Genomic DNA, 22,994 nt, shown 5'->3' with positions numbered 1-22,994 from the left:
CAGCTTCGGGTTCAGGACCGGAATGATTCACCGGCTTCAAGCAATGCCGTTTCAATCAGTTCATCCGTCATTTAGCTCTTGCAGCAAGTCCTCAGGCGGATAATTAAACACTGAAACACCAAAACGGTGCAGGTTTTCGAGAAAGGTACGCCTTGAAACCCCTGCCATTTCAGCGGCCTGACCCTGAGACAGTTCTCCTTTTTGATACAGGAATGAAGCAAACATCAGCGTAAGCTCGGTTTCATCAAGCGTTACGGAATCGGGGATATTAATTTGTACGGCTTTCATGCTTTGTGAGCCTTTCTCTGATTTAAATCGGCTTTAGGTTGAATCCAATATACCAAAACGACTGTTTTTTGCAAGTAATACAAGTGTCGCAGACGAACTGAATCCGCGTGCCATCATTCCGGTCCCGGCCTCACCCCAACCCCTCTCCTGATATTACCACGATGCCTCACATAGATGGTCTTCAGGAGAGGGGCTTTTCTTTCCGGGTAGTTTCCGTATTCAGAACCGGAATTACCGGGGTTTTCCGGTAAAAACATGCTTCGCTCGGGATGAAGCTGGCGAAGCAAGAAAAAAATCCGCGGAAATCCGGCGCGATCCGCTAAATCCGCGTGCTATCAGCGTCAGCCCAAAGGTTTGCTCCAGAACAGCATTTCGGGATCGCCGGGTTTGTAGCCGTTGCGCAGATACAGCGCTTTTGCCCGGTTATCATCGCGGACTTCCAGCGTGATTTTGCAGCAGTCCATCTGCAGGGCTTTGGCTTCAGCCATTTCGAGCAGCCGGGAGCCCACGCCCGTGCCCCGGAACTCCGGCAGTACCGCAAGGTCGTGAATGTTCAGCAGGCGGCGCGCGCTGAAGGTCGACAGGCCCAGAAAGCAGTTCGCAAGCCCGGCCGGCTCACCGTCCACAAAGGCAAGGAAGGAGACCGCGGTCGGAAAATCCTCCAGCTCTGCAATGAGGTTCTCAATCACATAAGGATCAAGGTTGTGCCCCTGCCCCATCTCATCGCGGCTGTAGCTGTTGAGGATGTTGAGCAGGGCCGCCGCATCCTGCGGGTCCTCATAATCGGCTATTTTTACGGATATGGTCATAAAGTTAGTTTATATGCGCGTTTTCGGATTTTAACCCTTTATCATCCCGAATCCCGGGCAAACCCCCGAATTCCCGGATCAAAAGCTGATGAATTTCCAGGACTTCCTGATAAGAAATCATTTTGACAGTTTATCAAGAAGCTCCCGGTCATCCGCTATGATTTTTTTCAAATTAGCAGCGCGCTCCGCTTTCCCGGCCGTACTTTTTTCTATTTGCCGGAGGTATTGCAGCAGTTCTTCCAGTACTTCATCCGGCAGGTTGTTCACAATGTCTGTGATTTCTTCTTTGAGTTCCATTTTGGTAAGTACACAGGGTTAATATCTATGAATCTTGAAATCCTTCAGTCGGCTCAATATGCTTTTCAAGTGACAATAATTCAAGTTTCCTCTGAATGCTCTTGTCACCGGATCATCTTTTCTCGTTGTTCAACTTAAGCGTAATCTCAGCTGTAGGTAACAAATAGCAATTCAGGCTGTAGCTGTTGAGGATGTTGAGCAGAGCCGCCGCATCCTGCGGGTCCTGGTAGTCGGCAATTTTCACATAAATCTGATTTTCTTTCATGCCGGAAAATATCCGGTCTTCATTTAAAAGCAAAGGCCCGAAACGCTGAGGTTCCGGGCCTTTCACTTCTGTTTTACCGCAACTATTTTTCTTATCTGCGGATGCCTTCGAGTTCGAGCAGGAAGGCGTATTCCATAGCAACTTCGCGAAGGCGCTTGAAGCGTCCGGAGGCGCCGCCGTGTCCCGCATCCATGTTGGTGTACAGCAGGATGACATTCTCAGAGGTGTTTAGCTCCCGCAGGCGGGCGACCCACTTGGTCGGCTCCCAGTACTGTACCTGCGAGTCGTGCAGACCGGAAGTGACCAGCAGATGCGGATAGGCCTGCGCGCTCACCTGATCGTAGGGGGAATAGGCCAGCATGATTTCATAAAAATGCGGGTCGTTGGGGTTGCCCCACTCGTCGTACTCGCCGGTTGTGAGGGGGATGCTGTCGTCGAGCATGGTCGTGACCACATCCACAAACGGCACCTGCGCCACGATTCCGTTGTAGAGGTCAGGCCGGAGGTTCATCACCGCGCCCATCAGGAGTCCGCCGGCGCTGCCGCCCATCGCGTAAAGCTGATTCGGATTTGTGAAGCCTTCCTCAATTAAGTATTCCGAAACCGCGATAAAATCGGTGAAGCTGTTCATCTTGTTTTCAAGCTTGCCCTGCTCGTACCATTCGCGACCCATTTCTTCGCCGCCGCGCACATGCGCGATGGCGAACACAAATCCGCGGTCGAGCAGGCTCAGGCGGGCGCTGCTGAAAATTGGTGTCATGCTGTAGCCGTAGGAGCCGTAGCCGTACTGCAAGAGCGGATTTTTACCGTTCTTCCGGGTTCCCCTGCGGTACACCAGCGACACCGGTATTTGGGTGCCGTCAGCCGCAGTAGCGAAATGCCGCTCAGTTACATAGTTGGCACGGTTGAAATTTCCGAGCACTTCCTGCTCTTTCAGCAAGGTATGCTCACGGCTTGCCATGTTGTACTCGTAAACGGAATTCGGCGTAGTGAGGGAGGTGTAGCCGTAGCGCAGCAGCTCCGTGTCGAACTCGAGGTTGGTGGTTGTGTAGGCGAGATAGGCCGGCTCATCGAAGGCCATGTAATGCTCCTCACCGCTCTCCCACTCGCGGATGCGGATGCGGGGCAGGCCGTTTTCAACTTCGCTCAGCACGAGATAATTTGAAAAAATATCGAAATCCTCCAGCAGCACCTCCGGACGGTGGGCGATGACTTCCTCCCAGTTTTCCAGTCCCGGGCTTGTGACAGGCGCGCGCATCAGCCGGAAATTCTGTGCCTCGTAATTGGTGCGGAAGTAGAAATGATCCCCGAAGTGCTCTGCAAAATATTCGTGATGACGCTCCCGCGGCTGTAACACCTGCGGGACCGCTTCGGGCGTTTCGGACGGGATAAACCGATATTCCGTTGCAACGCTGCTATAGGAAAGCAGCATCACAAACTCCTGTGACTTGCTGCGCATGACATACACGCCGTAGGTATCATCATCTTCCTGAAAAACCAGCGGATTCTGCTGCGGATTGCTGCCGAGGCGGTGCCGGAAAATTTGATAGGAACGCAGCGTCTGCGGGTCCTGACGGCTGTAGAAAACCGTTTCGTTATCCGCGGCCCAGCTGAGGTTGCCGGTCACATTTGGGATTTCATCATCCAGAAACGCCCCGGTTTCGAGATCTCTGAAGCGGATGGTGTAAATTCGTCGGCCCACATGGTCAACGGCAAACGCCATCAGCCGGCCGTCGTCGCTGACCGAAACGCTGCCAACCGAAGTGTAGGGCTTGCCTTCGGCAAGGACATTTACATCCAGGATGATTTCCTCCGCTGCTTCAAGCGACCCTTTTTTCCGCGCGTAAATGGGATACTCACTCCCCTCTTCGTAACGGGTGTAATAATAATAGCCGTTAAGCAGATACGGCACAGAGCTGTCATCCTCCTTAATCCGCGCGCGCATCTCACTGAACAGCGATTCCTGAAAAGCCTCGGTGTGGGCCATCATGGCGCTGAGGTAATCATTCTCGGCATTCAAATAATCAATCACCGCGGGGTTGTCGCGGTCGTTCATCCAGAAAAACGGATCGATGCGGGTATGCCCGTGCATGGTAAGCTCAACGGGGATCTGCTGTGCAACCGGCGGCTGAAGGTCAGCCGGAAAAGCGGGCCCCTGCTGTTTGGTACACTGTGTAAACATTAGCATAAACAGCGCCGCAGTAAGCAGCGCAAGAACATGTTTCATAAAGGTTTTGATTGAGATGTAGGATAAACCGAAAGCAAGACCTCCGCGTTTGGCAGAAAACAAAACGGCGGAGGCGCTTAAGGTTGGTTTGGGAAAGGTATCTGTTTTTTGGGAGTTTGAAGACGTGAATTTTTGGTGGGAGTTGCATTTTGCTGGACTAAGGTTCAGGTTAGGAAAGTTTTTCGGGCGTAGGAGAATACCGCGTAACATCAAATTTTTAATTCCCGAAAAAATCGCTCCATTCGCGCGCCCTGATGCCGAGTACAATTCTTTGTTTTTTATGTTGGGATTTCAAAATGACTTGTACAATTGATATATTGCTAAATGTTAATTACAATCGATACATCTGCACTATTAGCTGTTCTTTTAAATGAACAGCATAAGCTGGCAATCATTGATGCCACTGAGGGTCACGATTTGCAGGCACCCGCAAGTTTGGATGCCGAAGTAGGAAATGCTCTTTCAGCCATGTTTAAGCGCAAGAGAATAACACTGAATCAGGCCCATCAGGTACTTGCCTTGTTTGATCAGATACCCATACGAAGAACACCGCTAAGGCTGCCAGAAGCTACTGAAATCGCCATTTATCATAATATTTACGCTTATGATGCTTACGTTTTAGATTGCGCACAGCAGCATCGTTCACCCCTTCTTAGTCTGGATTTTCAACTGATTCAAACAGCTCAAAATCTGGGCATTAATCTCGTGGAGTTACACAAATGAAAGTTTACACCTATTCCCAGGCCCGGCAGCAACTTGCTCAGCTGCTGGATGATGCCCGCGAAGACGGGCAGGCACAAATCAGGCGCAGAGACGGGCAGACTTTTGTCATAAAACCCTTGGAAGAAAAAAAGTCTCCGCTTGATGTTGCCGGGGTTTCTTCTGACCTAAGCCTTGACGAAATCAATACCTTCGTTCGCGAAGGCCGGGAAAGAGCGTAATTTTTATAAGTATAAAAACCCGCCCTAATCCCGCCCTAATCCCGCCTAATCCGCCCAAGTTGCGTGTCATTAGCCCGGGGAGGCTACATCCCGCGCCAGTCCTGCTCCTCGGCGGGTTTGTTGCTGAGGATGTCCTCGATTTTCGCCATAGCTTCATCCGTGAGTTTGGGCACCGCATCGAGGGCGCTCATGTTCTGCCGCACCTGCTCAACGGTTGAGGCGCCGGTAATGACCGTGCTGACCTGCGGATTTTTCAGGCACCAGGCCAGGGCCATTTGCGGCAGGGTGATGCCCAGCTCGTCAGCCAGCGGGGCCAGCTTTTTCACTTTCTCGAGCTTTGCGCGTCCGTCTTCGGTTTCGAGCAGCGCCTTGCGGAGCCAGCTGTATTTCTCAAGCTTCAGGCGCGAGCCCTCGGGTACGCCTTCGTTGTATTTGCCGGTGAGCAGGCCGCTCGCCAGCGGACTCCAGATTGTGGTGCCCAGCCCGATATCGCGGTACAGCCGCGCATACTCACGCTCGACGCGCTCCCGGTGGAACATGTTGTACTGCGGCTGCTCCATCAGCGGCGGACGCAAATGCTCGCGCCGGGCAAAATCGTAGGCCATGCGGATTTCCTCTGCGCTCCACTCGCTTGTGCCCCAGTACAGCGCCTTGCCCTCACGGATCATCTGATCCATGGCCCACACGGTTTCTTCAACCGGCGTGTGCAGGTCAGGGCGGTGGCAAAACAGCAGGTCCACATAACCGGTCTGCATGCGCTTCAGGGCCGCCTCGGTTCCTTCTTTGATGTGCTTGAAGGAGAGGCCGGTATCGTTCGGGCCCCCGCCTCCCCAGAATATTTTGGTGGATAGCACCAGATCAGACCGCTTCCAGCCGGCTTTTCTGATGACCTCTCCCATAATTTCCTCTGATTTTCCGTTCTCGTACGCCTCAGCATTGTCGAAGAAATTGACGCCGGCATCAAAAGCAGTTTTCATCTGCTCGTACGCCAGCCCGGTATCGACCTGCTCGCCAAAGGTGACCCACGAGCCAAACGACAGCGCCGATACTTTGAGTCCTGATTTTCCTAAAAAACGATATTCCATGGTGTGATGGGGTTTGGGGGTGATGATTAGTAAGTTGAATTGTACCGTTTAACTGATTGCATTAATGCGGTTCTGAAGCTCCCTGATTCTTTTGATGAGTTCCTGAAATGTAAGCGCATCTTCATAGATCATAAATCCGGCCATTTCGGAATAATCATTCTCATATTCCCTGATGACAGTTTCGGGTGGTATAATTCTGATTTTATCAGGTGTATGGTTGCTGTAATCAAGACCTCGTAGGGAATTAAATTTTTTCCTGTGAGCCACTATAGTCTGATATAGTTCCGGATTTTGTAAAGCAGCATTTCCATAGCCTGTACCTGCTACTTTTTCAATGTCATAGAGGTGTCTCGAAAGCCTGTTAGTCCGGATTTTTTCCGGTACCTGCGAAAATTCTTCGTGCAGAAGAAAGATCTTTTCTAAAAAGGTTTTTTGAGGCGTCACAGTCATAACCTTAAAGCTTTCTTCTGCAAAACTCATTTTAGGAAAGGTTGAACTTAAAACCGAATGAATCTCCCGAACTTCCGCGGGCTCCATTAAAGATCTGGAACTTACCTCAATCAATACCCTTTGGGGCAGATAGGTGTGAGGCTCTGTAACTGAATGATAGTGAATTTCTATTGTCTGTGGATCTTTATCGGAGTTCGTTACAGCTTGGGCAATCAGCTCACAGTCTGAAATGGCGCCCCATTTTGTGAGCTTGCTGCGTAAATCCTGAATAAACTGATTTGATATAAACCCGCAGGATCGCTGCCTGAGTTTTTTGATTTGTGTCTTGCTGATATCTCCCTCATACCCAAAGAAGCTTCGGTCAATAGCCAAATCAATGTCTTCTGAAAACCGATGGATTAAGCCCCATGCCTTACTCAGTGAAGTACCTCCCTTGAACAGCAATTGTTCGCTGTATGGGAGTTCAAAGCAAGCCTTCAGGCACAGGGTAACCCACCAGTCTTTCTCAATAGCCGCCGCCGGTAAACCGGTACGTTCCGTTACCTGATTGAGGATTTCAACCCTCCTCTGTTTTGGTAAGCTTAGCCAGCTCGTGTTCATCTCGCAGCCTTCATTAAGATGTCATAAATCCAGACGGGCGTGAGCTTTGCATCATTGAGGATGTTTTCATTTTTTTCTTTTTGCAGTAGGGCCCTGATTTTATCCTGCGTTTGCTGGTCTGCGCGGTTCTGACCAATGGTCTTTAGCGCCTGAATAACAAGACCGCTTATTTCCCCTTTGGCAAGAAGGTTTTTGGGCGTGGTTTTTTTGAAGGTGATGGTCCGCCTGCCAACCTTAACCGTTCTTGCAGCACCATCTGTAAGGTAAACCACTTTCATTGGCACCTGGGCGGACAGGCCCAGTTTATTCAGGGCCTGAACACCTGTTGGTACAATGCGCGCCCGATCGCGCCTTGCTATAGCTTGGGCTACTTCTTCTGTTGAGGGATAAAGAACACCAAGCTCAGCGTCTGTTTGGGGGTAAAAATAGATACCATGAGCCAGGCGCAGCAATAGCCCTTCCTCTTTCAGGCGAAACAGGGCTTTTTTAACGCTTTCCGGATTTCCGTAATCCAGAAAATCGTCAATGAACAGAATGCTTCCCCTTCGGTAGCGTTTCAGGGCCTCAGCGATTTCAGATTTTACTTGCGGTCTTTTCATAGGGAGTATCATTTCGTCCCAAATTTAGCAAATATTTGGGACGAAATGAAATTATCAACCGGGGTTTTCAAAAGCTGGGGATCCTGTGCCGGAACAAGCTGACCCTTTCGGGGATGTCTCCCCCAGGTTCGTTTCCTGCGTGTAGGGTATCATCGGTAACCGAATTTCAACCTGGGTTCCCGGGCAAGCCACCTCCTCACACCCCGCCCCGCGGCACGCCGGTCCCTCATTGGCTTTTTGCCAGTCAAACTTTTCCGAGCGGCGGGCAGCCCGTTCGCCGGGGCAGCCCAACGAGAGGGCATTCGGCCGCTTCAGAAATCACCCTTCGCCTTCCACAATTTTTATTTCCTCTTCTGTGAGGCCGTAGAGCTGATATACGAGCTGATCGATTTGGGCTTCAAGGGCGGAGGTGTCGGCTTGGGGGTTTTGCTTTTTGATGGATAATATTGCTTCACTGAAATTGCTAAGCTCTAATTTCAAAACTGGCCCCGGCTTAGCAATTGGAAGTTTTGCTATGTAGGTAGGCTTATATTCAAAATATCCCCCCTGCTTTGTTGATGAAATTGACTTAAGAAAAAAGTCGATCGCCTTTGAATTCAATAAACCCAGCAAAAACAAATCGCTTACGGGAATAATCGTTGTTTTATCATTCCCGTAATTACCTTGGGTATCAAATACATACGAGGCAGATTTTACGATAGCAGGAACAATAATCTTATCTCTCTCAAACTCATCATAATAATCGCAAGCCCGCAGTTCCCACCAATAGTGTCCTTTATCGTACCTTTCTTTTGCTTTCTTTTGATATTTCAAAAGGTGGTTCATAATAGCAGGGTACTTTTCCATCATTTTGGGTAGCGCAGCTTCTTCAGTCAGCGCCCCCCATAAACTCCGCGTATCTCCATTTTTGAAAAGAATCAAAAACTTTGTCGCCTTGGGCTGCTGATATCTTTTGATGTCCCGGCCCGCTAAAAACGGTTTTATGATGGCAGCTGATGCGGGGTCTTCTGCGATGAGTTTATTTTTGGTTCCCTCATCTATCACAAAAGCTTCATTCAAACCCGTGAGTACACCACGGTAAATTTTGCCTTCTACGTAGTCCCCGAGTGGTACGCCCGTATTTTTGAGTTTGGCGAGCAGTTTCTGAACCTTGCTGTCCGTAAGTGTCCATCCTTCATCCGGAAGTTCATTTACCAGTACTTCGATCCGGTTTTGCGCCACATAGGCCGGGAGGCCGTCCGGGTAGGCAAGCGTTTCAATATTCACCGCTGTGAACATTTCCGAACCGGCACTTTTTCGCAGCTGCATGATGCAGGGGTAGGTTGTAGCTTCCTCAAAAACGGGCAGATCACCAAAATCGAGAATCTGAAGGATTTCAAAATTTCTGAGGTAGCGGCGCAGGGCTTCACCATAATTGGCGCGCATCCATTTGTTGGGAATAATGTAGCAGAACGTTCCGCTGCCTTTGAGCAGATTCATTCCTAACTCAACAAAATAGGTGAACAAATCAGCGGTACCGGCGAAGGTTTCAAAACGGCTGCTCAGGTACGGCTTGATTTCCGTGAAAGCTTCCTGCCGGATATACGGCGGGTTGCCGATCACGACGTCGAAGCCTACGAATTCGCCCGCATCATTCAGCACTTCGGGGAATTCGAATCGCCATTCAAAGGCGTTTTCGTAGATTTTGTTGGCCTTTATTTCCTCAATTTCGGCTTCCAGCTTTTTGATTTCCTGCGCCAGCTTTTCGGTTTTTTTGGTCCATACGGCCTTCTCCTTTTTGCTCATCCCGAACAGGTCGGTCTGCGTGGTGAGCACGGTCAGCTCGCCCTGCAGCCGGCTGAGCCGTTTCAGTATGGGGTCATTTTTTGAAATTTCGCTCCGGAAATCCGATTTGATGCCGGCAATGAGGCGCTCCATCTCCCGCTTCTGTTCCTTGCTTTGTGCGTTGCGGTAGGTATCAACGGCGGCCCGGTAGCTGCCGATGGTCCAGCGGCTTTTTTTGAGCGCCTGCTTCAGGTCGGCATCCATCGCAAAGCGGCTCACGAGCGAGTTCCCGCACTTGATGTTGATGTCGATATTGGGCAGGGTTTCGAGCTCATCCGGGCTTTTGTAGTAGGCGTGTTTCAGCAGCTCAATCCACAGGCGCAGCCGGCAGATTTTCACCGAATTCGGGTTGATGTCCACCCCGAAAAGGCTGTTTTCGATGAGGGTTTGTTTTTCGTGGAAGAGGGCCTCCTGCACCCGCTGACTTTCCGGGTTGGCCGGGCGGTAGTCGATCAGGGCGCCGTCTTCATCGGTTACGATCAGCTCATCATTCACCACTTCCACAAAATATTCTTTCAGCCGGCGGCCGCTGCGGTCCTGCAAAATGCGCAGGTCGTTTTTCACGGCAATCAGCTCGTTCAGGGCCGATACGAGGAAGTGCCCCGAGCCTACGGCCGGATCGCAGATTTTGAGGCTGTTCACAATTTCGTTGGCCTCCTGCCGGTCGTCAATCCGGTCGTACAGGCCGCCGAGATCGGTGCAGTTCCAGCCCTTCACCTCGTTGAATTTCTGTACCACCGCCCGCCGGATGGTTTCGCGGCACATGTACATGGTGATGAAGCCCGGGGTGAAGAACGAGCCGTCTTTGTAGCCGTTTATTTTCTCGAAGATGAGGCCGAGCACCGAGGCGTTAATCAGGGCTTTGTTGTCTTCCTGCACTTCCTCCGAGCCTTCACTGCTGAAATCGTAGGCGTTGAGAAATTCAAACAGGTATTCGAGGGTCCGCATCTCACCGGTGCGCTTCCGGCCGCTTTCGGTTTTGAGCACGGTCTGTGAAATCAGCGGGATGGTTTTGTCGTCTTTCAGGTTGCTGATCATCAGGGTGAGCTGCTCCGTCTCGCTGGGTTCAAACAGGGAGGAGTTGAGGTAGGGAACCGTGGCGAAGAGCTGCTTCACGTCGGGGTTGCGCCCCTCCGGCCGGCGGGCGAGCACCTGAAAAAACAGGCTGTTGAGGTCGTCGTAACTCTTCAGCTTCTCCGCATTGAGAAAGGCATACCGGGGGTCGCCCTTGTGGTAGGTGATGAGCTGGGCTTCGAGCAGCTTCAGGAAGAGCACCCGGTTGATCCAGGTGATGGTGAGTTCGAGGGCCACGCCGAACAGCCGCTCCTGATAGGTGGCACCGTACTGCGACGGGTTGGGGAGGCGGCCGATTTTGTCGAGGCTGTCCAGCTGTATGATGGTATCCTCGAGAATGCTGCCGGAGTTGCGCTCCGCTTCGCTGCTGCGCCCGATCAGCTTCTTGCCGCCCTGCCGGGTTTCGCTGAGCCCGATAATGTGGAGCAGCTCGCTGTAGAAGCGTTTGTCGAGGCTGTTGCTGTCGTTCACAAACGGAAGCTTGAGCAGGTGCTCGGGCGAAAGCAGCTTAAAAAGGGCGATGAGACGGGTATCGCCTGATTTATCGGTGCTGCGCAGCGGTTTTTCGTACTGCTGAAGGCTGAAGTGCGCGAACGTAATTTCAGAGCTGAGGCCGGCAATAAACGGGGCGGCAATCTGAGAGTAGAAGAAATCGGTAGTTGTGCCGGGCAGCCGGCCGGCCTCAAAATCGGTGAACTGCTTCACTAGCGCCTTGTTTTGTGCAAAGAGGGTTTCAAAAACGGACGCATCAAAAATGAACCACTCATTAATATTGGTGATGATGAGGTGCTTCAGCTCCGGGTTTTGGTGCGTAATCCGCTCGCGCAGGTAGTAGAGCAGCAGCTCCTGAAAAGCCTTGCGGTTGAGGTCGGCCGTGCTCACCATCTCAGCCCGGTTGCCCGGCTTCTTGGCCTCGATAATTACCCCGACGCTGCTTTTGGCCTTATCCCCGTTGTGGATCACCAGGTCGTTACGCCCCTTGGTATTGATGTAATGGGCGGGATCGTACCAGGTCTTCTTCAGAAAATCAGACAGCAGGTTCTTGTGAAACTCTTCGGATTCGCCCTCATTCTCCCGGGTGCGGTCCAGCAGAGCGCGCAGGCCGGCTTTAAACCGCTCCATGTCGGAGCGGATGGGCTTCACCTTCAGAAAGGCTTTATTCAGGGCCCGCCGGGGCGCATTTACGGTAAGCTGCATAGATGATGGCTGAAGTACAGGAACAGTGGCACGGGTAAAGTACTAAAGAATAACTGAAATCCGGGAAGGGAGTTTTAATGCCGGGAGGGAGGGCAAACCTCACAAATAATCCCGAAAAATCCGCGCAAATCCCGCCCCGATCCGCAAAATCCGCGTGCCATATCCGCCTCAAGATCACTCATCATAACCTCAAAAATTATTTTATCTTACGAGCAACCTTAACTCTTCAATTTTGTTATCTGCCCCTATGTCTTTCAAAAAAATCCTTTTAGGCCTGTTTGCTGTTCTGCTCCTTGTTTTAGGCATCTGGGGCTATAAGCTGATCTGGGGGAAGCCCTTTAACATTGATCACTTTTTCGACCGCTATCTTGTTGAAGCGGCCCTTTCCGAGCCCGAAATCCTGACGCTCCTCGGCCTGGTGGATAACACCTTTCTGGATTTTCACAGTCATAAGCTCACCGATGCTTCCCCTCAGCACACCTACCGCGGACTGGAGCGCGACCAGAAATACCTCGACTTGCTCAGGCGCTACAACCGGGAGCAGCTTTCAGGTCAGAAAGCCATCAGCTACGACATGATGGAGTGGCTGCTGGAAAGCAATGTGGAGGGCGGGCGCTGGGCTTTTCACGACTTCCCGGTAAATCAGACTTTTGGCATCCAAAGCCAGACGCCTGAGTTTATGACGACCAACCATCAGATCATCGGTAAAAAAAGCGCGGAGCATTATATCAAACGGCTTCGGGCTTTTGAGGCCAAGTTTGATCAGGTGCGTGAGTCGGTAAATTACCGGGCCGAGCGGGGCGTGATCCCGCCGCAGTTTGTGATTGACCATGTGCTTCGGGAGATGACCGCCTTCATCGGGCAGCCGGCTATGGAAAATCCGCTGTATGTCAATTTTGCGGCTTCGCTTTCCGGGCTGGAGGGCATCAGCGAGGGCGATGCAGCGCGGCTGCTGGCAGATGCTCTGTCCGCCATAGAAAGAGAGGTTACCACAGGCTACGGCTACCTGATCGAAACTTTTGAGGCGCTTCATGCACGGGCCGGCGAAGAATCCGGCGCATGGACGCTTCCCGACGGAGATGCCTATTACCGCTACCTTACCCGTATGCACACAACGCTTCCGCTCACCCCTGAAGAAATCCATCAGACCGGTCTTGAAGAAGTGGCGCGTATTAAGGCAGAAATGTTTGAACTCTTTGATGAAATCGGGATTTCCGGAGAAACGGTTGCTGCCCGCTTTGCAGTGCTGGATGAGGACCCCGCGATGTTTTACCCTGATACAACCGGTGTTCACGATCAGATTATTGCGGATTACACGGAGCAGATCCGCTTTCTCTACGAAGCTACGGCTCCGCTCTTTAATCGCACCCCAAGAGCTGAGGTTGAAGTAAGGCGTGTACCTGAATATTCGCAGGAAACCGCCCCGTTCGCCTACTATAATATTCCGGCCATGGACGGAAGCCGGCCGGGCATTTTCTTCATCAACCTTCGGGATATTACTGAAGTAACGAAATACGGAATGATGACTCTCAGCGCGCACGAGGCCGTTCCGGGGCACCATTTTCAGCTGGCTTTAGCGCAGGAAATCGAGGGCGTACCGGTGATCCGGCAGGTCTATCCGTTCACAGCCTACATTGAGGGCTGGGCGCTGTACACCGAGTGGCTGCTTGATGAAATCGGCGTTTATGATAACGACCCCTACGGAAACCTCGGCCGGCTACAGGCAGAAATGTTCAGGGCCGTGCGGCTTGTTGTGGATACCGGAATACACCTGAAGCGGTGGACTCGCGGGGAAGCCGTAAGCTACATGCACGAAAACACCGGAATGCCCCTTGGCGATATCATTTCCGAAATCGATCGCTATGTCGTAATGCCGGGTCAGGCGCTGGCGTACAAAATCGGGATGATACACATCCAAAACCTGCGCACAGAGGCCGAAGCAAGGCTGGGCGACGCCTTTGATGTGGCCGAATTCCACGATGTTATTCTGATGAACGGCGGCCTTCCGCTGGAGATACTGAGCACCGTTGTCGAAAACTATATCGTACAGGCCGGCGGGTAATCAGCCCGTCCTGCTGCATCTCAAACTCACCTAAACTAAAAATCCGCGCAAATCCGGCCCGATCCGCAAAATCCGCGTGCTATCAGCGCGTGTCAGCAGTGATCGCCCGAGAACCGGATATCCCCCACGGAGCTCAGGCGGTCGAGGCGGATTTCCATGCCTGATTTCAGTTTGATGAATTCCTGCTTGTCGCGGCTGTACACGTCGGCGATGGTGTCGGTGCGGCTGTGCTCCTGACCCAAATCGCGGAACACAATCCGGACTTCTTCCCGGCGGATCACCAGGCGCTCAAGCTCGTCGTACAGCGCGCAGGCGATTGGGGTGTAGGGCGATGACGATGGCGTTGACGGCTCAGAGGCTGGTTCGAAACCGGAAGTGCTCATAAATGCTTCAGTTTAAATGCGTTGGGGTTTTGATGGATAAATGTGGGGCTCAGCTCGGTTATCATCTTCCTACTGATACTACTGATACCCCATCGCCACGGCAATCACGATAAACACGAGCGCTACCGCGTACAGAATCAGCATCTTCACGAACAGCCATTTCGCCCAGACTTCCCAGGGGATGCGGGCGATACCTAACACGCCCATCAGCACGCCCGAGGTCGGGATAATCATGTTGGTGATGCCGTCGCCGAGCTGGAAAATAAGCACAACGGTTTGCCGGGTGATGCCGATCAGGTCGCCGAGGGGGGCCATAATCGGGATGGTGAGCGCGGCCTGACCGCTGCCGCTCGGCACAATTACGTTGAGCAGACTCTGCACGCCGAGCATGAGTCCGGCGGAGGCGTACAAGTTCAGGTTATCGAGCGAGGCCGACAGATGGAACAGAATCGTATCCACAATTTGTCCGTCGGTGATGATAATCAGAATGGCGCGCGAAAGTGCGATGATAACCGCGGCGCCCATCACGTCTTTCATGCCGCTGAGGAAGGCCGTTGCGGCTTCATCCCCGCTGAGGCGGCCGAAGATGGCGGAAAATACCGCGAGCCCGATAAAAAGGGCGGAAAGCTCTTCGATGTACCAGCCCAGCTCAACAACGCCGTAAATGAGCGCCCCGAGGGTTCCGAAAAACAGCAGCAGCACAATGATGTGCCCGGCCCGGATCGGCGGAATGATGCCATCATCTTCGGCGGCCTTGCGGTTTTTATCGATGTTGTACACCGGCGACTTCAGCGGGTTATGATGCACCCGCGCGGCGTAGATGTACACGATGATGATGCCGGTTACGGTCATGGCGGCCCAGAGCAGCATGCGGAAACCGGCCCCGGAGAACACCGGAATTTCGGCCAGCCCCTGCGCAATGCCCACCGTGAACGGATTGTACACGGCCCCCGCAAACCCGATATGCGCCCCCACATACGGAATAGCAACCCCGGTGATGGAGTCGTAGCCCAGCGCCAGCGAGAGCGTAACAAAGAGCGGGATAAACACAATGGTTTCTTCGCTCATGCCAAAGGTTGCCCCCATCACGGAAAACAGAATCATGAAAAAGGGGATGTAAACCGGCCGCCATGCGGGGTTTTCGGAAAAGAATTTGGCGGCCCGGCGAATCACCACATCGAAGGCGCCGGTTTTGGAAATGACGGAAAAGCTGCCGGCTACGATAAACACAAAAACGATGATCGCCATCCCGTAGGAGTCGTTGAAGCCCCGCACCGGCGCAATAAACAGCTGCGTGAGCGAGGTGGGCGTGGAGTCGATGTACTGAAACGACTCCGGATCTACGACTTCGCGGCCGTTTACCTCAATGCGGTCGAATTCGCCGCCCGGCACTACCCAGGTGAGTCCGGCGAAGAATACCATCACCAGTAAAACCAGAATGAGGGTGTTAGGGGCTTTAATCTTCCATTTCATAGGCAGGCTTTTCCTGTGTGGGATGGGCGGACTCAGAAAGCCCGCTTTCAGGTTAGATGTAAAATTTTGCCCTTAATATAGGGAAAAGCATCCGTTTGGCACTAACCCCAAAAAGCACGGGATAATCCGTAGGTTTGGGATTTTTCACAAGCATGAAGGCCAGTGATGCGCACGGAGTTCACCCTGAAAAAATGAAAACGGGGGAACTGCTTCCGTTGCCGGGTTCAGAACCGCTATGTGTTAGGTTGTTTTTCGCAATCCCGGCAGAGAATTCTAACTGACGTTTACAGCCTGTTTTGCAGCGGAGCCTGGGGCGTTACCTGAATGCCGCCCCCAATTGCGCGCAGTACTTTCATGATTGTACTGAACTGTGGTTTGGCGCCCGCGGACAAGGCTTTGTACAAACTCGGCCTGCTCATGCCGGTTTGCTCAGCAATTTTTGTCATGCCAATTGATCTCGCAATATGCCCGATTGCCAGAATTAAATCTTCCTCGCTGCCCTCGTCCAAAACTGTGTTCAGGTATTCAGCAATCATTTCGTTGCTGTCGAGGTAGTCGGAGATATCAAATCGTGATATTTCCATGGTTTTGTTTTGCTTTAGCACGAATATCCTTCGATTTCATTAGCCACTTATAGATGGCTGCTTTTTTTGGGATAGCCAACATAAAAGTGTGTATCCGTTTAGATACAAAAATCTAATTGATCTGCAGGCCATTGCAAAACGATTATAGCGCATTTTGCAAAACCCCCGCTCACAAAAAAAGCCCCTGACGCAATGTTCAGAGGCTTTTTATTTGCTGTGGTGCTGCCTTTCTGAATCCGGCATTGTTCTCCTTTATTTGTTGATGTACCGGCTGAAGGTTCCCATACCGTCGTAATCGGTTGGTACGTCAACCCGGGTTTTCTGATGCTCGCGGGGCTCGTCTTTCAGGGAGTAGTAGTAAATGGCCGAAATGCCGGCAAGCGTGGCCACGAGAAGTGTAATGAGTAGTGTAGTCATAGTTCTGATCCGTTGATTTTGTGTAGTTGTTACGGTGTTTTCGCCACAGGCGAATGTCGCATGTTTGTGTTTTAACAAGATATCTGCAATATCGTTCAGTTGCCCTTTGGTTTAATTTTGGGCTGATTTTTTGGTACCTTTCTGAATTGCAGATTTGTTTTCAAGACCGATTTTTTTCAAAAACCTGAAGCCGTACCGCGTATGTCTGAGCATTACAAAGCCTTAACCCGAAAATATCGCCCGGTTCATTTCGAAGATATTGTTTCGCAGGAGCATGTGAGCTCTACCCTTAAAAATGCCATCGAAAACGGGCGTATTTCGCACGCCTATCTGTTTTGCGGGCCGCGGGGCGTGGGCAAAACAACCATGGCGCGGGTGCTTGCCCGCACGCTCAATGAAATCGGGGATGAGGTTGACGGTGAGATGCTGAACCAGACCTTAAATATTATCGAGGTTGATGCGGCATCGAACAATAAGGTTGATGATGCGCACCGTATCCGGGAGTCGGTGCGGGTGCCGCCGCAGTCGGGCAAGTACAAGATTTTTATTATTGATGAGGTGCACATGCTCTCCAAGCAGGCGTTCAATGCGCTGCTGAAAACGCTTGAAGAGCCGCCCGCCTACGCCATTTTCATTTTCGCCACGACCGAGCCGCACAAGGTGCTGCCTACGATTTTGTCGCGGGTGCAGCGTTTCGATTTTAAGCCCATCACGGTTAAGGAGAGCGTAGAGCGGCTGAGGTTTATTTGCGAGCGGGAAAGTATTTCGATTGATGAAGACTCCCTGCACATGATCGCCCTGAAAGCCGACGGCGCCCTGCGCGACGCGCTTGGTATTCTGGATCAGGTGATTGCGCTCTGCGGTACCGATATCCGCTACGAAGAGCTGATGAAAGCCTTTAACGCCGTGGGGCTTGAGCGGCTGTTTGAGCTTACCGGCTATATCGAACAGGGCGACAGCGTTGCCGGCATTCAGCTGATTTCTGATTTGCTGATGGAAGGGCACGATGTCTCAGAGTTTTTGGGAAGTCTTACCGGGCATATGCGCAACCTGATGCTTGCCCGCGATCCGCGCAATTTTTATGCGATTGAAACGAGTAAGGAGGTCAAACTGCGCCTTAACAAAGCCGCGCAGGCCTTTTCGGATGATGACCTCATGCGCATGCTCCACATTGTGCATGAAGCGCAGTTCCGTCTCCGCGATGCCAAGCAGCCGCGCATTCTGCTGGAAATGACGATACTGAAGCTGATCCGTATGGAGAAAACCGACGGACTTTCGGGGCTGATGCAGGAACTTCAGCAGCTTCGTAAAGCTGTAGCCGGCGGTGCCGTTCAGGGAAAGCTGGCTGCACCGGCAGCCAATGCCAATGTAACCGCAAGCGATCCGGCTGATTACCGCACTGCTGAGGCAGTTCCGTCTGAAAAGCCAAAACCGGCAGCTGCACCCAAACCTGCTGTTCAGATTCCCGGCGCCCCGCCAGTAAGCGGCCTGCGCCGAAAGCCCGGCATGAGCAACAAACGCGCAGAGGCGGTTAGCACGCCAACTACCGTTAAAAAACCGGCACCCGAAACTTCTCAGGTTCACACAGCCGGCGATAATGTTTCAGCTTCAGCTTCAGCTTCGCCTTCACCATCAGAGACAGCAAGCTTAAACGCGCCTAAGCCGAAGCCTGTGCCTGCCGAACTTCCTCCCGAAGACGCCCTCCTAAAACCGGTAAGCAGTCCGGCCGTTTCGCAGCCCGTACCTGCTCCGGCTGTAGCCAGGGTTTCGGTTTCAGCACCCCAACAAGCGCCCGTACCTTCGGCCGGCGAGAAGCAGGTTTACCTGCATCAGGTACAGCAGGTTTGGGAAGCCTTCATCAAAGCCCTGCGACCTCCTGTGCCGCAATCGCTGATCCTTGCGCTTGACCGGGTGAAGCCCGTTGACCTTAGGGGCCGGCTGCTTACGCTTGAAACTCCGGATCCTTTCCTGCTTGATATGCTCGAAACCAATAACCGCATTTTGGGTGAGCAACTCGAGCAGCATATCGGAACCCGGCTCCGGCTTCAGGGCCGTCTGCTTCACGTTGAACAAAAACAAAGCGAGGAAGAAGACCCCTTTGCCAAATTCGAGCGCCTGCAGAAGCAGGATCCGAAACTGCGGCAAATTGTTGAACTGTTCGGCGCTGAAATTGACTGGAATTACCGCTGAAACAGCCGGGGCGGTTTTCAGCGAATTAAGCTGGTCAGCTTGCTGTTTTACCCTGCATCAACCATGATATTTTTTCTTTTTCTCACCTAAGCTTATAAAGTTATGAATCCAAATATGGCCGACCTTTTCGGCAAAATGAACGAATTCCAGCAGAAAATGCAGGAAGCCAAAGACAATGCTGCAGCCATAGAAGTGAACGCTGAAGTAGGCGGCGGCATGGTTAAAGTGACCGCCAACGGCAACCGTCAGATTGTGCGCCTCAAAATTGAACCGGATGTTATCGACCCGAATGATGCCGATATGCTTGAGGATCTCATTATCGCCGGCGTAAACAAGGCACTTGCTGAAGCCGAACGTGCTGCGGCTGAGAAAATGCAGGAAGTTGCCCGCAACATGCTACCCGGCGGCGGCCTGCCCGGTATGGACCTCAGCAAATTTGGTCTGTAAGCAGCCCCTTAATTTATTTTCATGCATCTGACTTCCGAAACCCTTGAACGGGCTATAGAGCATCTTTCCAAACTGCCGGGCGTGGGTCGTAAATCGGCACAGCGCCTTGCCATGCACCTCGTAAAGCAGGAAAAAGACGGGGTGCTGCAGCTTGCGCAGGCCCTGATTGACCTGAAAGAGAAAATCCGCTACTGTTCAAACTGCTTCACCATAACTGACAACGACCCCTGCCCTATCTGCCGCTCGGCAAAACGGCAGCGCTCAGTGCTTTGTGTGGTGGAAGATTCGCGGGATGTGTACGTCATCGAAAAAACCAATGAGTTCAAAGGCGGCTACCATGTGCTTGGCGGCGTCATTTCACCGCTCGACGATGTAGGGCCGGATGACATCCGCATCAAAGAACTTATCGCGCGGGTGAACAGCAGCAGCGAGCCGGTTACGGAAGTAATCCTCGCCCTCAACCCCGATGCGGAAGGCGAAGCGACCTCTTTCTACATCCACAAAATGCTGAGCCCGTTTGGGGTAAAGGTCACCCGAATTGCGCACGGCATCCCCATGGGCACCGAACTTGAGTTTATCGACGAAGCGACCCTCAGCAAGGCGTTCATCGGCCGCAATGCTTTTTAACCCCGAACCGAAACACGCGCCTGGGCCCACCCTTCATTTTTTTGACTTATGGGATATTTGGTTTTCGGGATACTGCTCGCCCTTTGGCTCCTGCTAAGCCGCGGCCGCGGATTCCTCACAAAAGACGACCGCCGCAAGCGCAAGCTGCAGCTGCTCGAATACGCCGGGGCTGCGGCCATTTTCAGCATCATGCTGGAGTCGGTGCTGCGTGGCCGGGCAGAAGTGCTCTGGTACCCGATTGGCGTAATGGCCGTGATTGCAGTTTACTACAGCCGGAAAATATTTTTCTGGCTCAAAAGCCTGAAGGCAGAAAAACACACCCGGCGCTGACCCCTTCAAAGAATTGCAGGGCAAGTTTATGCAGTAAAATCCTGCGGTTGCAAATTCCCTCAAAATAGCGCAATATTGCGGACACCCCTGCCCGGCGCCCGGAAGAGTTCCTGATGTACCTGACCGACTGTTGATTTGTGAGGGCCGGTTCCGCTTATGCAGGGTGATGTACGGCTCAATGAGCCGGTATTCCTTGGGATAACACTAACTTAACCTGCAAACTCATGCAATCTAACGGGGAACAACCCGCACAGGATTACAGCCTGGGCCGCATCCTGCTGCTTTCACTCATTGCCGCGCTGGGCGGCTTTCTTTTTGGTTTCGACAGCGGCGTAATTAACGGCACGGTCGATGCCCTGCGCGAGACCTTCAATTCCGATGCCGTAGGCACAGGTTTTAATGTAGCATCGATGCTGCTGGGCTGCGCGGTCGGCGCTTTTTTTGCCGGCACCCTGGCCGATAAGATCGGTCGTAAACCGGTGCTCATTATCACGGCGGTCGCCTTCATTATCAGTGCCTGGGGTTCGGGTATTTCGGCGAGTTCGGGGCAGTTTGTATTTTTTCGCATCCTGGGCGGCATGGCCGTTGGTGCTGCAAGTATTTTAACCCCGGCCTACATCAGTGAGATAGCCCCGAGCGCGATCCGCGGCCGGCTTGCGAGCCTGCAGCAGCTCATGATTGTACTCGGCCTCTTCGTGGCCTTTCTGAGCAACTACCTGATTGCCGGCGCCACCGACGGCTCTATGGGCAGCTTCTGGTGGGGCTTCAGCGCCTGGCAGTGGATGTTCTGGATGGAAATTATCCCGGCCTCGCTTTTCTTTGTCGGCCTGCTGTTCATCCCTGAATCGCCCCGTTTCCTTGTAGCTGCGGGCCGCGAGAGCGAAGCCAATTCGGTTTTGTCGTCCCTCACCATCAGCGGCGCTGATTTTTCTGCCAAGGTGAAGGAAATCCGCTCTACCCTGCTTAAAGATTCTAAGCCCGGCCTCAAGGATGTCATTTCAAGGGCTACGGGCAAGATTCACCCGATTGTGTGGGTTGGTGTCGGTCTTGCGGTACTGCAGCAGTTTACGGGCATCAACGTGGTGTTCTACTACGGCGCCGTGCTCTGGCAGGCAGCTGGCTTCACCGAAGGTGATGCGCTGATGGTGAACGTGATCGGCGGTACCGTGAATGTGGCCTTCACCTTTGTGGCCATTGCGCTGATCGACCGGGTCGGGCGGCGGCCGCTGCTGCTCGTGGGCTCGCTGGGTCAGGCGGTGATGCTCGGCATTATGGCCTTCATCTTTTACTTCGCAACCGTAGGCGCTGACGGCAACCTCATGCTCGAAGGTAATTCCGGCATCTACGCACTGCTCGCTGCCAACGGCTACATCGCCTTCTTTGCTTTTTCATGGGGCCCTGTAATGTGGGTAATGCTCGGGGAGATGTTCCCGAATCAGTTCCGCGGTGCCGCGCTCGCCATATGCGGACTCATGCAGTGGGGCGCCAACTTCCTCATCACCATGACCTTCCCTGTTTTTCTTGACAGTTTCGGGCTTGGCATTTCGTACGGCATCTACGCAGCCTTCGGTGTTGTGGCTTACATTTTTGTGAAGAAATTCGTGACCGAAACCAAAGGCCGCACCCTCGAAGAAATGACGAGCAGCTGAGGCTGATTTCATTTTCCCCGCCGGTTTCCTGACCAGCGATTCTCAGATTCCAAAACACGCAAAAGGCCCCGAAGCAGTGCTCCGGGGCCTTTCTTGTTTCAGGAAACGTCTCTCTCTTTGCGGATTCCTTTATGCAGGGCTTCCTGCTGCGGTTTGCCTACTTGGCTGCTTTCGCAGGGGCAGCAGGAGCAGCGGCTTTTTTATCGCCCTGATCTACTTTCTTGGAGAGGTCATCAACTTTGGTGATGAGCTTCTCAACCTGAGCGGTAAGCTCTTTGATTTCATCCTGTGTAGGAACGCCCATTTTGTGGATGAGTTCCTGCATGTTCTCGTCGATTTCGCCTTCAGCTTTGTTGAAGCTTGATTTAACGCGGTCTTCGAGTTTTTTGTAGGCTACGAGCAGTTCATCGTAGGCTTCGTCGAGCTGCTTTTTGCCGCGTGCTTCGAAGTGTGTGCCTTTTTCAACCAGTTTGGTGAAAACTTTCTGGCCTTCTTCTTCAACGCTGGCAAGGGCGCCAAGGCCTGCGAGCCATACTTCACGTGCTTTACCGGTGAGGGTGTCAACTACGTTTACTTCGTCGTGGTTTACTTTTTCTACTTGCTTGCTCATGGTGTTCTCCGATTAGGGATGGGTTTTATTGAAAATCTTTGAAATGGGGTAAGGTTCTTTCAGGAAACCGGCGGCTGCTTTCCGTTGGAAGAGCTTTGGTTTTCCTGCTGCCGGAGCTGCTGCTGCAGCTCCTCAACCCGGCCTTCGAGGGTTCTGACTTTATCCATCAGCCCCTTAACATCGGCGCGGTCGGCCAGGGGAAGAACTTTGTGAAGCGAACGGCCTAAAAAAGCCAGGCCGCTTTCAAAAGCTGTTGTGCCCCAGCGGATGAGGCTGTGCAGCGCATCGGGGGAAAGGCCGTCTTTCCCGCCCGCTTCAACAATAGCTTTAGTGAGCACCTCAGAGGTGATGTCGTTTCCGGTCCGGGTGTCGATTACCTCGACATCTTCGCCGTCGCGGATAATCTGCTTGAGCTCCGTCATCGAAATGTAGCGGCTCTCTGCGGAGTCGTACAGTTTGCGGTTGCCGTATTTTTTAATGGTTCGTTTCATAACACTTCAAAGATAACGCAACGCGTCATACAATGCAAGAATTATTTTACGCAACGCGTCAATTACAGCGTTAAG

At 52.5% G+C, this 22,994-nt stretch carries 24 protein-coding genes; 9 read left to right on the top strand and 15 right to left on the bottom strand.

Features of this window, described 5'->3' with window-relative positions; all coding sequences use genetic code 11:
• Window positions 1-60 precede the first annotated feature (60 nt).
• The 5 genes from LAT75_RS03290 to LAT75_RS03270 all read right to left on the bottom strand — a co-directional run bounded on the left by LAT75_RS03290 (window position 61) and on the right by LAT75_RS03270 (window position 3,886).
• A complete protein-coding gene (locus LAT75_RS03290; protein WP_291481197.1) occupies window positions 61-288 on the bottom strand; it encodes a UPF0175 family protein in 228 nt (75 codons plus the stop codon).
• A gap of 341 nt (window positions 289-629) precedes the next feature.
• Window positions 630-1,097 (bottom strand): GNAT family N-acetyltransferase, encoded by a 468-nt coding sequence (locus LAT75_RS03285; RefSeq protein WP_291481196.1) that lies wholly within the window; start codon window positions 1,095-1,097, stop codon window positions 630-632.
• A 117-nt stretch (window positions 1,098-1,214) separates the two neighbouring features.
• Window positions 1,215-1,394: a hypothetical protein gene (locus LAT75_RS03280; RefSeq protein WP_291481195.1), complete on the bottom strand. Its 180-nt coding sequence runs from the start codon at window positions 1,392-1,394 to the stop codon at window positions 1,215-1,217.
• 112 nt (window positions 1,395-1,506) lie between these two features.
• Window positions 1,507-1,659 carry a hypothetical protein gene (locus LAT75_RS03275; RefSeq protein ID WP_291481194.1) on the bottom strand — a complete coding sequence of 51 codons (153 nt, stop codon included), beginning with the start codon at window positions 1,657-1,659 and terminating at the stop codon, window positions 1,507-1,509.
• A 91-nt stretch (window positions 1,660-1,750) separates the two neighbouring features.
• On the bottom strand, window positions 1,751-3,886 hold the full coding sequence (locus LAT75_RS03270; RefSeq protein ID WP_291481193.1) for a S9 family peptidase: 2,136 nt from the start codon (window positions 3,884-3,886) through the stop codon (window positions 1,751-1,753).
• 49 nt (window positions 3,887-3,935) lie between these two features.
• On the opposite strand from LAT75_RS03270, the gene LAT75_RS03265 reads away from it, so the two are divergent.
• From LAT75_RS03265 to LAT75_RS03255, 3 genes are read left to right on the top strand one after another with little or no spacing between them, the layout of a single operon-like run.
• Window positions 3,936-4,199, top strand: coding sequence for a hypothetical protein (locus tag LAT75_RS03265; RefSeq protein ID WP_291481192.1), 264 nt, complete (start codon window positions 3,936-3,938; stop codon window positions 4,197-4,199).
• Between the two features lie 11 nt (window positions 4,200-4,210).
• Window positions 4,211-4,609, top strand: a complete 399-nt coding sequence (locus tag LAT75_RS03260; RefSeq protein WP_291481191.1) for a type II toxin-antitoxin system VapC family toxin — start codon at window positions 4,211-4,213, stop codon at window positions 4,607-4,609.
• The gene (locus LAT75_RS03255; protein WP_291481190.1) at window positions 4,606-4,827 is read left to right on the top strand and encodes a type II toxin-antitoxin system Phd/YefM family antitoxin; all 222 of its coding nucleotides are present in this window, start codon (window positions 4,606-4,608) and stop codon (window positions 4,825-4,827) included. Before LAT75_RS03260 ends, LAT75_RS03255 begins: the two co-directional genes overlap by 4 nt.
• A gap of 83 nt (window positions 4,828-4,910) precedes the next feature.
• Here LAT75_RS03255 and LAT75_RS03250 read toward each other — a convergent pair whose 3' ends face one another.
• From LAT75_RS03250 to LAT75_RS03235, 4 genes are all read right to left on the bottom strand, one after another.
• Window positions 4,911-5,912, bottom strand: coding sequence for an aldo/keto reductase (locus LAT75_RS03250; protein ID WP_291481189.1), 1,002 nt, complete (start codon window positions 5,910-5,912; stop codon window positions 4,911-4,913).
• Between the two features lie 48 nt (window positions 5,913-5,960).
• Complete coding sequence (locus LAT75_RS03245; protein ID WP_291481188.1) at window positions 5,961-6,962, bottom strand: nucleotidyl transferase AbiEii/AbiGii toxin family protein; 1,002 nt, start codon at window positions 6,960-6,962, stop codon at window positions 5,961-5,963.
• The gene (locus LAT75_RS03240) at window positions 6,959-7,561 is read right to left on the bottom strand and encodes a DUF6088 family protein (RefSeq protein WP_291481187.1); all 603 of its coding nucleotides are present in this window, start codon (window positions 7,559-7,561) and stop codon (window positions 6,959-6,961) included. Before LAT75_RS03240 ends, LAT75_RS03245 begins: the two co-directional genes overlap by 4 nt.
• A 318-nt stretch (window positions 7,562-7,879) precedes the next feature.
• The gene (locus tag LAT75_RS03235; RefSeq protein ID WP_291481186.1) at window positions 7,880-11,656 is read right to left on the bottom strand and encodes an Eco57I restriction-modification methylase domain-containing protein; all 3,777 of its coding nucleotides are present in this window, start codon (window positions 11,654-11,656) and stop codon (window positions 7,880-7,882) included.
• 247 nt (window positions 11,657-11,903) lie between these two features.
• Between LAT75_RS03235 and LAT75_RS03230 the strand changes: the two genes are divergently transcribed.
• Window positions 11,904-13,718 carry a DUF885 domain-containing protein gene (locus LAT75_RS03230; protein WP_291481185.1) on the top strand — a complete coding sequence of 605 codons (1,815 nt, stop codon included), beginning with the start codon at window positions 11,904-11,906 and terminating at the stop codon, window positions 13,716-13,718.
• A 92-nt stretch (window positions 13,719-13,810) separates the two neighbouring features.
• Here LAT75_RS03230 and LAT75_RS03225 read toward each other — a convergent pair whose 3' ends face one another.
• The 4 genes from LAT75_RS03225 to LAT75_RS03210 all read right to left on the bottom strand — a co-directional run bounded on the left by LAT75_RS03225 (window position 13,811) and on the right by LAT75_RS03210 (window position 16,575).
• Complete coding sequence (locus tag LAT75_RS03225) at window positions 13,811-14,101, bottom strand: hypothetical protein (protein WP_291481184.1); 291 nt, start codon at window positions 14,099-14,101, stop codon at window positions 13,811-13,813.
• A 78-nt stretch (window positions 14,102-14,179) separates the two neighbouring features.
• Window positions 14,180-15,574: an AbgT family transporter gene (locus tag LAT75_RS03220; RefSeq protein ID WP_291481183.1), complete on the bottom strand. Its 1,395-nt coding sequence runs from the start codon at window positions 15,572-15,574 to the stop codon at window positions 14,180-14,182.
• Between the two features lie 284 nt (window positions 15,575-15,858).
• The gene (locus LAT75_RS03215) at window positions 15,859-16,158 is read right to left on the bottom strand and encodes an addiction module antidote protein (RefSeq protein WP_291481182.1); all 300 of its coding nucleotides are present in this window, start codon (window positions 16,156-16,158) and stop codon (window positions 15,859-15,861) included.
• Window positions 16,159-16,410: 252 nt separating this feature from the next.
• Window positions 16,411-16,575: a hypothetical protein gene (locus tag LAT75_RS03210; protein WP_291481181.1), complete on the bottom strand. Its 165-nt coding sequence runs from the start codon at window positions 16,573-16,575 to the stop codon at window positions 16,411-16,413.
• A gap of 201 nt (window positions 16,576-16,776) precedes the next feature.
• Here LAT75_RS03210 and dnaX point away from each other — a divergent pair, with 201 nt between their 5' ends.
• The 5 genes from dnaX (at window position 16,777) to LAT75_RS03185 (ending at window position 21,818) form a co-directional block, all read left to right on the top strand.
• Window positions 16,777-18,765 carry a DNA polymerase III subunit gamma/tau gene (dnaX, locus tag LAT75_RS03205; protein WP_291481180.1) on the top strand — a complete coding sequence of 663 codons (1,989 nt, stop codon included), beginning with the start codon at window positions 16,777-16,779 and terminating at the stop codon, window positions 18,763-18,765.
• 102 nt (window positions 18,766-18,867) lie between these two features.
• The gene (locus tag LAT75_RS03200; RefSeq protein ID WP_291481179.1) at window positions 18,868-19,212 is read left to right on the top strand and encodes a YbaB/EbfC family nucleoid-associated protein; all 345 of its coding nucleotides are present in this window, start codon (window positions 18,868-18,870) and stop codon (window positions 19,210-19,212) included.
• 21 nt (window positions 19,213-19,233) lie between these two features.
• On the top strand, window positions 19,234-19,839 hold the full coding sequence (gene recR, locus LAT75_RS03195) for a recombination mediator RecR (RefSeq protein WP_291481178.1): 606 nt from the start codon (window positions 19,234-19,236) through the stop codon (window positions 19,837-19,839).
• Between the two features lie 48 nt (window positions 19,840-19,887).
• On the top strand, window positions 19,888-20,169 hold the full coding sequence (locus tag LAT75_RS03190) for a hypothetical protein (RefSeq protein WP_291481177.1): 282 nt from the start codon (window positions 19,888-19,890) through the stop codon (window positions 20,167-20,169).
• Window positions 20,170-20,393: 224 nt separating this feature from the next.
• Window positions 20,394-21,818: a sugar porter family MFS transporter gene (locus LAT75_RS03185; protein WP_291481176.1), complete on the top strand. Its 1,425-nt coding sequence runs from the start codon at window positions 20,394-20,396 to the stop codon at window positions 21,816-21,818.
• Between the two features lie 157 nt (window positions 21,819-21,975).
• On the opposite strand, the gene LAT75_RS03180 is transcribed toward LAT75_RS03185, so the two are convergent.
• Together LAT75_RS03180 and LAT75_RS03175 are read right to left on the bottom strand one after the other, a co-directional pair.
• On the bottom strand, window positions 21,976-22,428 hold the full coding sequence (locus LAT75_RS03180) for a phasin family protein (protein WP_291481175.1): 453 nt from the start codon (window positions 22,426-22,428) through the stop codon (window positions 21,976-21,978).
• A gap of 59 nt (window positions 22,429-22,487) precedes the next feature.
• On the bottom strand, window positions 22,488-22,919 hold the full coding sequence (locus tag LAT75_RS03175) for a polyhydroxyalkanoate synthesis regulator DNA-binding domain-containing protein (RefSeq protein ID WP_291481174.1): 432 nt from the start codon (window positions 22,917-22,919) through the stop codon (window positions 22,488-22,490).
• Window positions 22,920-22,994: the final 75 nt, after the last annotated feature.

This window comes from Cyclonatronum sp. (genome assembly GCF_022565315.1).
GTDB lineage: Bacteria > Bacteroidota > Rhodothermia > Balneolales > Cyclonatronaceae > Cyclonatronum.
Note: the sequence above shows the minus strand (reverse complement) of the source record. Positions and strands in the feature narration are given on the sequence as shown.

Coding starts and splice junctions, on each gene's coding strand:
- LAT75_RS03245 (WP_291481188.1), bottom strand. CDS start 6,962: ATGAACACGAGCTGGCTAAGCTTACCAAAACAGAGGAGGGTTGAAATC.
- LAT75_RS03260 (WP_291481191.1), top strand. CDS start 4,211: ATGTTAATTACAATCGATACATCTGCACTATTAGCTGTTCTTTTAAAT.
- LAT75_RS03270 (WP_291481193.1), bottom strand. CDS start 3,886: ATGAAACATGTTCTTGCGCTGCTTACTGCGGCGCTGTTTATGCTAATG.
- LAT75_RS03280 (WP_291481195.1), bottom strand. CDS start 1,394: ATGGAACTCAAAGAAGAAATCACAGACATTGTGAACAACCTGCCGGAT.
- LAT75_RS03175 (WP_291481174.1), bottom strand. CDS start 22,919: ATGAAACGAACCATTAAAAAATACGGCAACCGCAAACTGTACGACTCC.
- LAT75_RS03230 (WP_291481185.1), top strand. CDS start 11,904: ATGTCTTTCAAAAAAATCCTTTTAGGCCTGTTTGCTGTTCTGCTCCTT.
- LAT75_RS03225 (WP_291481184.1), bottom strand. CDS start 14,101: ATGAGCACTTCCGGTTTCGAACCAGCCTCTGAGCCGTCAACGCCATCG.
- LAT75_RS03215 (WP_291481182.1), bottom strand. CDS start 16,158: ATGGAAATATCACGATTTGATATCTCCGACTACCTCGACAGCAACGAA.
- LAT75_RS03190 (WP_291481177.1), top strand. CDS start 19,888: ATGGGATATTTGGTTTTCGGGATACTGCTCGCCCTTTGGCTCCTGCTA.
- dnaX (WP_291481180.1), top strand. CDS start 16,777: ATGTCTGAGCATTACAAAGCCTTAACCCGAAAATATCGCCCGGTTCAT.
- LAT75_RS03220 (WP_291481183.1), bottom strand. CDS start 15,574: ATGAAATGGAAGATTAAAGCCCCTAACACCCTCATTCTGGTTTTACTG.
- LAT75_RS03210 (WP_291481181.1), bottom strand. CDS start 16,575: ATGACTACACTACTCATTACACTTCTCGTGGCCACGCTTGCCGGCATT.
- LAT75_RS03180 (WP_291481175.1), bottom strand. CDS start 22,428: ATGAGCAAGCAAGTAGAAAAAGTAAACCACGACGAAGTAAACGTAGTT.
- LAT75_RS03235 (WP_291481186.1), bottom strand. CDS start 11,656: ATGCAGCTTACCGTAAATGCGCCCCGGCGGGCCCTGAATAAAGCCTTT.
- LAT75_RS03240 (WP_291481187.1), bottom strand. CDS start 7,561: ATGAAAAGACCGCAAGTAAAATCTGAAATCGCTGAGGCCCTGAAACGC.
- LAT75_RS03275 (WP_291481194.1), bottom strand. CDS start 1,659: ATGAAAGAAAATCAGATTTATGTGAAAATTGCCGACTACCAGGACCCG.
- recR (WP_291481178.1), top strand. CDS start 19,234: ATGCATCTGACTTCCGAAACCCTTGAACGGGCTATAGAGCATCTTTCC.
- LAT75_RS03250 (WP_291481189.1), bottom strand. CDS start 5,912: ATGGAATATCGTTTTTTAGGAAAATCAGGACTCAAAGTATCGGCGCTG.
- LAT75_RS03200 (WP_291481179.1), top strand. CDS start 18,868: ATGAATCCAAATATGGCCGACCTTTTCGGCAAAATGAACGAATTCCAG.
- LAT75_RS03290 (WP_291481197.1), bottom strand. CDS start 288: ATGAAAGCCGTACAAATTAATATCCCCGATTCCGTAACGCTTGATGAA.
- LAT75_RS03185 (WP_291481176.1), top strand. CDS start 20,394: ATGCAATCTAACGGGGAACAACCCGCACAGGATTACAGCCTGGGCCGC.
- LAT75_RS03285 (WP_291481196.1), bottom strand. CDS start 1,097: ATGACCATATCCGTAAAAATAGCCGATTATGAGGACCCGCAGGATGCG.
- LAT75_RS03255 (WP_291481190.1), top strand. CDS start 4,606: ATGAAAGTTTACACCTATTCCCAGGCCCGGCAGCAACTTGCTCAGCTG.